The sequence below is a fragment of the Fulvivirga sp. M361 genome (assembly GCF_007097395.1).
Classification (GTDB): Bacteria; Bacteroidota; Bacteroidia; order Cytophagales; family Cyclobacteriaceae; genus Fulvivirga.
In genome coordinates, this window is sequence record NZ_VKDC01000019.1 from 124,083 (window position 1) to 135,991 (window position 11,909).

At 40.6% G+C, this 11,909-nt stretch carries 11 protein-coding genes; 7 read left to right on the plus strand and 4 right to left on the minus strand.

Annotated features, from left to right (window positions below):
* Positions 1–194 precede the first annotated feature (194 nt).
* A complete protein-coding gene (locus FNH22_RS19770; RefSeq protein ID WP_143400167.1) occupies positions 195–1,304 on the minus strand; it encodes a LysM peptidoglycan-binding domain-containing protein in 1,110 nt (369 codons plus the stop codon).
* A complete protein-coding gene (locus FNH22_RS19775) occupies positions 1,301–2,089 on the minus strand; it encodes a DUF4905 domain-containing protein (protein ID WP_185154321.1) in 789 nt (262 codons plus the stop codon). The genes FNH22_RS19770 and FNH22_RS19775 overlap by 4 nt, the downstream gene beginning before the upstream one ends.
* 74 nt (positions 2,090–2,163) lie before the next feature.
* On the opposite strand from FNH22_RS19775, the gene FNH22_RS19780 reads away from it, so the two are divergent.
* From FNH22_RS19780 to FNH22_RS19810, 7 genes are all read left to right on the plus strand, one after another.
* Positions 2,164–3,492: a nodulation protein NfeD gene (locus FNH22_RS19780; RefSeq protein ID WP_143400169.1), complete on the plus strand. Its 1,329-nt coding sequence runs from the start codon at positions 2,164–2,166 to the stop codon at positions 3,490–3,492.
* Positions 3,489–4,226: a 3-deoxy-manno-octulosonate cytidylyltransferase gene (kdsB, locus tag FNH22_RS19785; RefSeq protein WP_143400170.1), complete on the plus strand. Its 738-nt coding sequence runs from the start codon at positions 3,489–3,491 to the stop codon at positions 4,224–4,226. The genes FNH22_RS19780 and kdsB overlap by 4 nt, the downstream gene beginning before the upstream one ends.
* 80 nt (positions 4,227–4,306) lie before the next feature.
* Entirely contained in the window at positions 4,307–5,407 is a 1,101-nt protein-coding gene (locus FNH22_RS19790) for an acyloxyacyl hydrolase (protein ID WP_143400171.1), read from the plus strand.
* On the plus strand, positions 5,401–6,138 hold the full coding sequence (locus tag FNH22_RS19795) for a head GIN domain-containing protein (RefSeq protein WP_143400172.1): 738 nt from the start codon (positions 5,401–5,403) through the stop codon (positions 6,136–6,138). The genes FNH22_RS19790 and FNH22_RS19795 overlap by 7 nt, the downstream gene beginning before the upstream one ends.
* A 3-nt stretch (positions 6,139–6,141) precedes the next feature.
* Positions 6,142–6,672, plus strand: coding sequence for an NADPH-dependent FMN reductase (locus FNH22_RS19800; RefSeq protein WP_143400173.1), 531 nt, complete (start codon positions 6,142–6,144; stop codon positions 6,670–6,672).
* A gap of 336 nt (positions 6,673–7,008) precedes the next feature.
* Positions 7,009–7,362 carry a PadR family transcriptional regulator gene (locus FNH22_RS19805; protein ID WP_143400174.1) on the plus strand — a complete coding sequence of 118 codons (354 nt, stop codon included), beginning with the start codon at positions 7,009–7,011 and terminating at the stop codon, positions 7,360–7,362.
* Positions 7,350–8,555 (plus strand): hypothetical protein, encoded by a 1,206-nt coding sequence (locus FNH22_RS19810; protein WP_185154322.1) that lies wholly within the window; start codon positions 7,350–7,352, stop codon positions 8,553–8,555. The genes FNH22_RS19805 and FNH22_RS19810 overlap by 13 nt, the downstream gene beginning before the upstream one ends.
* 152 nt (positions 8,556–8,707) lie before the next feature.
* Here FNH22_RS19810 and bglX read toward each other — a convergent pair whose 3' ends face one another.
* Entirely contained in the window at positions 8,708–10,981 is a 2,274-nt protein-coding gene (gene bglX / locus FNH22_RS19815; protein ID WP_143400176.1) for a beta-glucosidase BglX, read from the minus strand.
* Between the two features lie 96 nt (positions 10,982–11,077).
* On the minus strand, positions 11,078–11,896 hold the full coding sequence (locus FNH22_RS19820; RefSeq protein ID WP_143400177.1) for a family 16 glycosylhydrolase: 819 nt from the start codon (positions 11,894–11,896) through the stop codon (positions 11,078–11,080).
* Between the last annotated feature and the right edge of the window lie 13 nt (positions 11,897–11,909).

Here is an 11,909-nt window from a genome sequence, read left to right on the forward strand (position 1 = left end):
AAAGTACGACAATATACACACCACTGACAATCAGTGAACTACGGTAAAAATTTATAGGCAGATAGGCTTAAGGGTTGGTAGGTAAGTCTACCTACAAGAAATAAATCGTCCGGAAAAAATTATGACGGTCTCTGAATGCAAAAGCTCCGGAAAGTCGGGCCACGGTGAATGCCCTATAAATCGAATGGTATTGATCAGGGAATGTAAGTAACGGTCACTCTAAACTTGTTATCAATAGCCCCAAGGCTATTATAGGCGGATTTTGATAGTTTGATAAGAATATTTTGGTTGGCACCGGTATTGGGGAGCTTTCCAAGGACCCTGACAAATACTTCCTGATCATTCATATCATTTTTTACACGCAAAATAGTACCCACTTTTGCGGTTCGATGAAGCGCCAGGTACTTGCGTGTATTCTCCGTACCTTCTATCACCTCAGCCAATCCGGACTCCACAATTTCTTCAAAGTTAATACGTTGGTTTTCTTCGTCATACTTACGCGCTGCATCCAGTGCCTTTGTAACAGGCCCTTTATCTTCTTCTACTTGTGTAGCTACCTCCCGGAGCGTTGAGTCACCGGGAATATCATCATTCACCGGGATAGTGTCAATAACAATTGAAGGGTCAGCGATCATCAATTGTTGACCAATATTCAAGCTATTTGTCACCAGACCATTCCATTTTTTCAGTTGTTCAATTGAAACATCGTACTTTTTCGATAGTGAATACAATGTTTCAGAAGCTTGCACAATGTGTATCTTTTCAGGATCTGACAGCATTTGTGATGCATCAGGGTCTTCCACCGATACCAAATTTTTAATCACCAACTCCTGCCCTATTTCGAGTGAATTACTGTGCAGATCATTCCATGCCTTGATCTGTTCGACAGATACGTTGTAGATCCTTGAAATGCCAAACAGTGTCTGCTTTTCTTCAACGATATGTTTTTTTTCAGAGGGAGTTTTTTTTTCTGATGAAGGTTGGGTCAACAGCGGCTGCGGGGATTGATGCGTCGGTAAGGGGACACGGGCATTAATTTTAGCTACCTTTTTCTTAACTACCACGGGTACCCGGATGGTATTACCAATTTCCAAACCAAACTCTGTAGGTGGGTTATGTTCTATGATCCTGTAAATAGGTATCTCATACTTTCTGGACAATGAGTAAAGTGTTTCCTTTTCTTCTACCCTATGAATGATAAACTTTCTACCGTCTATCTCTTCTATCCCTATTGAATCCTGAACGTTCAGGGCAAAGCCGGAAAACCCGGATATCATTAAATGTAATACAACTAAGAATCTCATTTACTGGGTAATTGGTAGCTTAAAAAATTGGTATTATCTTTTACAAAGATAAGCGTGTCATGGAAAATGAAGAAAGCTCTGTCACTTATTCCACTTAATTCACTTCCCAAACATTCTTTCAATAAAATACTTCTATTGAAATCAATCACGAGTAAATCATTATCTAATTTCGTGCCACCTGTATAATAGGATATAACTACCACAGCATGGCCTTCATAGTAATCCACTCCACGCTCAATGTGATGCACATTAAGAGACGCAAGAAATTCACGGACGGTATCAAAATGATCATCACCTTGTGCGTAATGGAACGGATACTGCACGTGATTAGTATCTTCTTGTGTTTTGGAAGACGGGTTTCCTGTCATAAGGGCGCCTGAAGCAAGGTCAAATTGCCTGACAGCCATTTCTCCTTTGGTAATAGCATTGAATGAATTCATTTCAAAACTGACTATATCCATACTTTTTTTAGTCCATGAGATACGAGACTGTTTTACATTATATCCAAAAAACTCTTTAACAGAAGGATCATCTGTCTCCGGAAAAGTGTGAAAAACAATTAGGTCTCGCGTAAAATGTGAAATGCCTATCCACCATTTTTCTTCAAATGAAATGGCTTTTTTGTTAAAAGACCTGTCAGTATGATCATAAATATAAAAGGAAGTAAAAAAATTCTGTTGATCACGTACTTCCAACAACAAATGCTGTCCCGATGATTCGGAAACTATATTCCAGATTTTACCCTCAAAGGAGTGTGAAAAGATTGGTTCCAGTATTCTTGCCAACTCGATTTATTCGCTATCTTAGAAATGAATTAATTCAATGGAACGCTAAAATTACAAGTATCAAGCCAGTAAATATGCTACAGCGGTTATCTTTTCTATTTCTGATGGTTTCTATGTCTTCTTCTGCGCTATCACAGAATAATGTAATGATAATGGAGATCCGGTCTGAAATAGATCCCAGAATGTCAAGATATGTGGAACTGGCCCTGAAGCATGCAGAGGAGATAGAGGCGGATTACGTTATAGTAGACATGGACACGTATGGTGGCATTGTCACAGATGCCAAAGATATTGTGGAACGTATCATGGAATTCAAAAAGCCCGTTTGGGTATTCATTAACAATGATGCAGCTTCAGCAGGCGCTTTGATCTCCATTGCCTGTGACAGCATTTATATGGCCCCTGGAGCCAATATTGGAGCAGCCACAGTGGTAACGGGCGATGGAGAAGCGGCACCGGACAAATATCAATCGTATATGCGCAGTACTATGCGTTCTATTGCAGAAGAAAAAGGGCGTAATCCTCAAATCGCCGAGGCCATGGTGGATGAGACCATCGAAATAGATAGTATCAGTAAATCCGGGCAGGTGATTACCTTTTCCACTTCGGAAGCGATAAAATATGGGTTCTGTGAAGCTAAGATGAACAGTATTGAAGAGATATTAGAACGAAATGGTGTTGAGAATTATGAATTGACCACGTATCATTTATCCTCTACGGATAAGATTATTGCCATATTTTTAAACCCGGTCATAAGTGGTATACTTATCCTGGTAATCGTTGGTGGTATTTGGTTTGAGTTACAGACACCAGGTGTCGGCTTTCCCATTGCTGCCGCGGTGATTGCCGCTATTCTTTACTTTGTACCCTACTACCTCACCGGCCTGGCAGAAAACTGGGAAGTGATCATTTTCTTTGTCGGTCTCTTATTAATAGCTGCTGAAGTCTTTGTTATTCCCGGGTTTGGAGTAGCCGGCGTATTGGGAATCCTGTTTACGGTAAGTTCACTGGTACTGGTTATGCTAAATAATGATGCTTTTGACTTTTCATTCGTACCTTTCGGCACTATTTTCAAAGCGGTGATCGTGGTAATGACCGGCATGTTGGGAAGTATTGTACTTTTCATAATAGGTGGTGCAAAGTTAGCTACAACAAGTGCGTTCAGTCGATTCACGTTAACGGATACTATGGAAAAGAAGTCAGGGTATACTTCTAACTTCAGAAAAGAGTCTCAAATGGGTAAAACCGGTACAGCCTATACCATCTTACGGCCAAGTGGGAAGGTGATGATTGAAGGTGAACTCTATGATGCCTTCACAGGTAGCGGATACATCGAGAAAGGCAGTAATGTCGTCGTAATCCGGGAAGAAGGTGTATCGTTAAAAGTGAAGTTATCAGAATGACCCGGATCATCGGAATAATCCCTGCACGTTATCATTCCACCCGTTTTCCTGCCAAAGCTTTAGCAGACATAGGTGGTAAGTCTATGATACAACGCGTGTACGAACAGGCACGTCAAGCTACTAAGCTTGACCGAGTGGTAGTAGCCACTGACCACCAGGATATTTTGGACGCAGTAGAACGTTTCGGTGGCGATGTGGTAATGACTGATGCAAAGCATCCCAGCGGTACAGACCGTTGCCATGAGGCGCTATCCAAGCAAAGTGATCCTTTTGACTACGTGATCAATGTTCAGGGTGATGAACCTTTTATATCCCCAAAGCAGATCGACTTACTTGCCTCCTTACTGGAAGGCACCGTACAATTGGCAACTTTGGCTAAAAAAATAGATGACCCACTGGAAATCTCAGACCCTAATGTGGTGAAAGTAGTTTTCGCTAAAAATGGAAATGCACTGCTGTTTAGCCGTGCCTCCATACCCTATGTAAGGAATACTGAAAAATCCAATTGGATAAATCACCAGGACTTCCATAAGCACATTGGGATCTATGCTTATCGGGCTGACATTTTGCATCAAATTACCAGACTGCTGCCATCTTCCCTGGAAAAATCAGAATCTCTGGAGCAACTGCGCTGGTTAGAAAATGGTTACCAGATCAAAGTAGCAGAAACCGACTTTCCTTCCATCGGCATTGACACACCTGAAGATTTGAAGAAGATAACGCATCTTTATTGACCATTTCATGCAGTTCGTGCCCTTTAGGTTATAGGTTCATGCCCTGATTTATTAATTTCGCAACGCTTAAAAAACTTGAAATGCGGAAAACCGTTTTTTTGGTAGTATGCCTCATTCCCCTGATAGGCTATGGTCAGTTTCGTAAAAAACGGAATAAAGTTATAGGGGTGGACTATTTCCAAGGTGTAATCTTTAAGCATAAAGAACAGATCTCACACCTTATTACTGATCACCCTGTAGGATTACGAGTAACGTTGGACCAAAAAACGTGGGGGGACGAAGCCTGGGAATCACGCTACAACTTCCCGGACATGGGGATTACCTTCGTATATGTGGATTATAAAAATCCAATTCTGGGAAAATCCATTGGTGCAATTCCTCATTTCCAGTTTTATTCAAGAAGGAACAAAAAGGCCAGAAGCCAGCTGAGCTATAAAATAGGATTAGGGCTGGGATATAACTCTGAGAAGTATAATCGTGAAACTAACAACAAAAATAATGTACTCAGCACATACCTGAGTTTTGGGATTCTGTTTGAAGTAGCATACCAGTACGCTATAAATGATAAAATGAACCTGACAGGAGCGATGGCTATGACCCATTTTTCCAATGGGTCTATTAAAAAACCTAACTCCGGTATTAACGTATTTAGCATAAATGTAGGTCTAAATTATCGATTCAATGACGGGCCTATGGAATACATAGTGCATGAAGACCTTCCTCTCACTCATAAACCGTACGGTTTGACGATGACCTTCACCAGTGGTGCACATGAAGCATCCAGGATTGGGACCGGAACTTACCCATTCTTTGTACTCTCCGGTTTACTGGATAAACAGTTGAATTATAAAAGCAGCATCGGCATCGGGATAGAATGGTTCCACTCTATTTCTATCAAAAAGTCACGGCAATATGATTATTGGTTAGAGGAAGGTAAAAATCCTGATTTCAATCGGATTGGGGTAATGATAGGTCACGAGTTAAGCGTAAACCAATTTTCGTTAATCGGACAAATTGGATATTATATTTATGATCCTTACGAATTATTCGATCCGATCTATTTAAGGTTAGGGTTAAGAAGGTATTTTGGTGATCGATGGTTTAGCTCCCTTTGCGTTAAGTCTCATGGAGCAAAATCAGAAGCAGCTGAGTTTGCAGTAGGTTATAAGATCAAATGGTAAAGCAATATATTGTAGTTTTTCTTACTTTATTAGTCGCGGCGGCCTGCAATGACTTAGATGCACCGGATTGTCTCCAGGCAGCCGGTGATACAAAAACATTCTTACTGGAAACAGAAGAATTCTCCGCTTTGGAGATCAACAATGAATTTGAAGTTATTCTTCAACAGGGAAGTGAACAAAAAGTACAACTTAACATTGGAGAAAATCTGATCAATGACATTTCGGCAAACGTAGAAGAAAATACCCTGATAATAGCAGATAATAACGGTTGCTCCTGGGTACGTCCATTGACTTTTCCTAAGCTCCTGATCACTACTCCCAGCCTTATACAGGTAAGGCAGAATGGAGGGGGTATAATTAAATCAGATGGTATATTGGGGTTTAATAATCTTCATTTAATTTCAGAAGGTAAAACGGGTGACTTTGAGCTTTCTGTTAATTGTGATGAATTAACTATCACAAATAATAATCTTTCAAACTACCATATAACCGGTACTGTTAATAATCTAAGCGTAGGCTTTTTTGCAGGTGATGGGCGTTTTGAAGGAGCTGACCTTCAAGCTGATTTCGTGAATGTTTTCCAGCGAGGTACAAACGACATAATAGTCTTTGCAAATAAAGAATTGACCGGAAGTATAATTTCCACCGGAAATTTGATCTACACCAAAACAAAACCTGAGGTGCTCAATGTTTCTTTGGAAGGAAAAGGGAAACTCATTTTCAGGAAATAATTTATGAACGACATCTTAATCATTTGTGGAACAAATAGAAAAGATTCCATATCCAAAAAAATAGCATTGATCTACCAATCACTTCTCGAAGAATTGGGCCAATCCACACAACTGATTGACCTACTCGAGTTACCGAATGATTTTGCATTCAGCGCTCTTTATGAAAATTCTGGGAAAAACACCCAATTCAATACGTATCGCACGCTAATGTTAGAAGCTCAAAAATTTGTATTTGTAGTACCCGAATACAATGGCTCCTTTCCGGGGGTATTGAAAACTTTTATTGACGGGCTTAAATTCCCCGGAACATTCACTGATAAAAAATGTGCCCTGGTAGGTGTATCATCAGGTGTGCAAGGCGCAGGGTTGGCACTGAGTCATCTTACAGATATCTTTAATTATTGTGGCACATACGTTCTTCCTGTCAAACCCAAACTGGCCCTGATAGACGATCATTTTCAAAATGGGGTAATCACCAATAAGCTCTACCTTGAATTACTCCAAATACAAGCAGCTAAACTTATAGCATTTTAAGATAGCCTGGTGATAGGTCTTATCTATTTTAACGCATTAAGAACTATAAATACGATATATTTTTGTTCTATCAGAGCGAATGCAACAAAAGTAAATGCAATGAGTAGCGAACAATGACTTAAGCTGCCTCATTGATTGTATCAATCCTATGCCCATGCTTTGTCTCCACACAGCATTCATCATCATGCAATACCTTTTCACACCTATTTATGGTCATTCGTCATACTATCACCTGAATAATCTGCACTAAGGTTTCTTTGACATTGGAAGCGGTTTACTTTGACAATATTCTTATTTTATGTATATTTAATTTTCTTATATATATAATATACTAAAATGGCAGCTCAGGAATTCATCAAAGGGACTATTAAAACATTGGTTCTCAAGTTACTATCAGAAAAAAGAAAGATGTACGGTTATGAAATTAGTTCCAAAGTGAAGGAACTTTCGAATGAAGAAATACAGCTTACTTATGGTGCGCTTTATCCTATACTTTATAAAATGGAGTCAGAAGGGTTATTAAGTGCTGAATCAGAGCTTGTAGATAATCGTGCCAGGAAGTATTACTCTCTTACAAAGAAGGGAAATGAAATGGCCAAAGTAAAGGTCTCCGAATTAGAGCAATTCATTGACACGGTCAAGGGAATACTACTCGCACCAAAAAGGAGCTTTGAAATATGGGGCCGTTGACTTCTGAACAAGTACTGGAGCTTCGTGATTATCTCGAAACGCATGGTCTCACCTTCGAATCTCTTCAGGAAGAAATGCTTGACCACATCTGTTCTGACGTAGAAAACTACATGATGAAGGGATTATCATTTGAACATGCTATCAAAAAAGTAAAGTCAGAAATACCGAAAAATCAATTCAAAAAAATACAAACTGAAACAATGGAAGCTATAAACAAACGGATTCGACCCACCAATTTTTTAGCCTATACTACCCTTATTTTATTAGTAATGGCCACTATTTTCAAATTACTCCATTGGCCAGGGGCCGGTAAAATATTGATTGGTGCATTTATATTCATAGCTATTACCATGATCTCTGCATTCTTTACAAACATCCTGATCAAAGAAAAAGAGAGAGGCAAAATGATATTGATAGCTTTCTCTATCACTATTATCATGTTTCTCACTTCTTTGTGCTTTCAGCTTCTTCATCTGCCAGGCACTATTTTTTTACGACAAGGTTCGGTCATTTCCTCCATTTTATTACTCTCCGGATATGCTATATACAGTTATTTTAATCCCCAAAAAACAGCTAACCATATCTTAATGGAATATGTCAGAAAAGAGGGATTCAATATCGAAAAGTCGCTTATTGTTTTATCGATTTTTGGTGTTGGTTTAAAGCTCTGGCAAAATGATTTTCTTTATGTGGTGTTTTTTATGCTTGTTTTTTCTATCGGAAGTAGTTTTTATTTTATTCGTTCATGGCAGTATTATGCTAACAAACGCGTCAGATCTGAAGATAAATTTGGATTACTTTTAATCTCAATTTTGGCCTACACCATGTTTATGTTACCTACTATCCGGGCCATAGGAGAACCCACCAGAATTGTTATGGTCTGGAGTTCGATTGCCATTATGCTTTTAGGTATATCCATCCATTATTTCAAGAATTCGCAAGATAGCTACCGGCTTATACTGGGATTCTTCAGTTTAATGATCATGGCATTGGTTTTTTTAAACCTGGTAGCCAAGTCCAATCTCTTAAACCCGGGCACAACCCATTATGTACTGGACCTTGTTTACAGTCCAATAAGTTTCATCTCTCTGATCATTCTATTTGGTGTTTTTTTCAAACGTCCCGCTTTCAGAGCCGTGTTATTGATCACCCTGGGTATGTGGTTTTTTAGCTGGCAAATGCCTGGTATATAGCGGTATACTTGTACTCAATCTTCGATAAACATTCAGTCAATCAAAAAAATACCAAACACGGTTTCGAAGTATGTTTCGAAACCGTGTTATAGCAAGGGTCACATAGATAACAACAAGAGAGGTTAGTCCTAGGTACAGGCATTCAGCACCCGCTATAAATCAACTTTACCTGTCAAAGACGCTACAGAACTGCCCCCCACCCAAAATTGAAATGCACCCGGTTCGAAAGTCAGATCACCTTTGGTTGAATAAAATGACAGGTCCTCTTTGGTCAGGACAAAGTTCACATTTTCACTTTGCCCAACATCTAAACTCACTTTTTGAAAACCTTTCAATTGACGGATCGGGCGGGTGAGGCTAGCTACCATATCACGCATGTAAAGTTGGGCCACCTCTGTTCCTTTCCTGTTTCCTGTATTGGTCAATAGTGCCGAGACTTCTACTCCATCTCCCTTTTTTGAAATCTTCAGATCACTATATTCAAAGCTTGTATAGCTCAGCCCATGACCAAACGGCAGAACGGCTTCATTGGGTATGTCCGTGTAATGGGACCAAAACACCAACCCGGAATCGAATCCGTTGGGTACGGGACGTCCGGTATTTTTCCGATCATAGTGCAGCGGCTCCTGACCTACATGATAAGGAAAGGAGACAGGAAGCTTGCCGGAAGGATTGTAGTCACCAAAAAGTACATCAGCAATAGCATTTCCGGCCTCAGAACCTGCAAACCAGGTTTCCAATACTGACGGAGTATTTTGAATCACCTCCGGAATAGCCAATGGCCTGCCATTCATCAAAACAACAACTACTTTTTTATTTACTTTTAATAACTCCGTCAGCAGTTCTTCCTGGTTACTTTTCAAGGAAATATCCGCCTGACTTCTGCCTTCACCGGTTTGATAGCAGTCTTCACCCAAAGCAAGTACCACCACGTCAGACTGCCTGGCCAAATTGATGGCTTTCTTAAATCCGGAACGGTCCCCTTTTAAGACGTTAAGTTTATGCACAAAGTCTCTCTGTCCACTTACCAACGTATAACCCTGTGCAAATCGGACCGTTGTGGAGGCACTGACTGCATTTTGAATTCCTTCTAGCAAAGAGATTGCAGAATTTGCTACTGCCTGGGCACGCCAATTGCCAAGAGGCACATCTTTGCTGGATGCCAACTGTCCTATCACCGCTATAGAACTGACATTTTTTTCTAATGGCAACAGGTCATTCTCATTCTTTAGAAGAACGAGTGATCTTCGTGCCACTTCACGAACTCCTTCCAGGTTCTCTTTACTACCCACCTCGGTCTTCTCACGCTCTTCGGAAGAATATCGATAGGGATCATCAAACAATCCCAATTCATATTTAATAGTAAGTATTCTTTTTACAGCATCATCGATAAGGGCCCCGGACACAATGCGTTGATTGACCAGATCTTCCAATGCCTTTTCATAAATACGTGACTCCATATCCATATCACTCCCGGCAACTATCGCTTTCAGCGCTGCATCGGTACTGTCATACGCAAATCCGTGTGTGATCATTTCCCCTATTGATCCCCAATCCGACACCACAAAACCTTTAAAACCCCATCCCTCTTTCAGGATCTCTCTTTGCAACAAGGCGCTTCCGTTTGCCGGAACTCCATTTAACTCGTTGAAAGAATTCATGAGAGTAGCTACACCAGCGTCAGACGCTGCTTTAAATGGTGGTAAAACTACATTATAAAGAGTAGCCGGAGATATATCAACGGTATTGTAATCTCTTCCGCCTTTAGCCAGCCCATAAGCAGCAAAGTGCTTAGCACATGCCGCTATGGTGAAAAGATCTGAAAGTTCATCCCCCTGGTACCCCTCTACCCACGCTTTAGCCATTACTGAAGAAAGATATGGATCTTCTCCGGCACTTTCCATAATACGGCCCCACCGCGCATCCCGGCTCACATCTATCATGGGAGCAAACGTCCAGTGTATCCCTGACGCTGCAGCTTCTCGTGCGGCAATTTCAGAGCCTAGTCTTGCAGCTTCATAATCCCAGCTTGCTGCCTGCGCAATAGGTACCGGCAACATGGTCTGATACCCATGGATCACATCGTAACCAAAGATAAGCGGAATTCCCAGACGACTATTTTCAACAGCCAGTTTTTGTGCCTCACGCGTTCCTTTTGCCGTAAGTACATTAAGCATTCCTCCTACCCTTCCGGAAGCTATATTCTTAGCCTTCTCCTGACTGTTACCATCTTGTGGAACAGGTCCGGTAAATTCCCACGTACCATTGTACATATTAAGCTGGCCAATCTTTTCCTCCAGTGTCATTAAGGCAAGTAGGCTGTCTACTTTAGCTGGTATCACTCCCTGTTCCTTCTGTACATTTCCATCTCTGGGAGTACACATGGTAACAAAGAATATTAAGAGGATAACTTGTAATAATCTCATTGAAATAATTGGTTAAAAAGGTCACCACCGTTTTGATCGGTATGATGAACAAATATCAGTTTTTTTCAAACGCTCTTAAAGTCTCAAAACCTTTTATTATTGGTATACACGGACATAGTCCACTTCCAGGGTTTGAGGCCAGATAGAATCATCAATCCCATACTTACCTCCCCAATTACCACCTACTGCCAGGTTTAGGATTAAATGAAATTTTCGCGTAAATGGCCAGCCGTCATAAGCTTCTTTGTTTCTTTTGAGTGTGTAGTAAACATTTCCATTTACTGACCAGATGAGCTGGTCTTCCTCCCATTCTAACGCATATATATAAAACCTTTCATGTATATCGGCTATTTTAATGCTGTCCCCTTTCTGCGTGCCAGACATTCCGTTATACTTACCGGTATGTATAGTACCATATACAGTACCCTGGTTGTAACCGACGTGTTCCATAATGTCTATCTCACCATCCAAAGGCCAGTCCAGATCACGGTCCAGGGTGGGAAGCATCCAAATAGCCGGCCATGTACCCTTCCCTTCCGGTATCTTCGCTTTTACTTCAATTCTCCCGTATTTCCAATCGCCTTTATTCCTGGACACCAGTTTAGCACTGCTATAGGCTTTATTTCCTGTAGAATCTTTAATTGCTCTGATCACCAGGATACCATCTTGCAAACTAAGGTTCGTATTATTATCAGTGTAATATTGCAGCTCGTTATTACCAAACCCACATAACTCAGGGCAGCCATCTCCAATGATAGCTTTCCAACGGGAAGTATCGAGCACCGGTTGATCAAATTCATCCGCCCAGACCAGTTCATTAAACTTTGAAGTCCTGGAAGGCGATTCTTCAGACAAGCCCTTCCATGCACTAAATAAGCTTACCGCTATTAGTACTAAAATAATATAACTACGCATCGAAAAATATCTT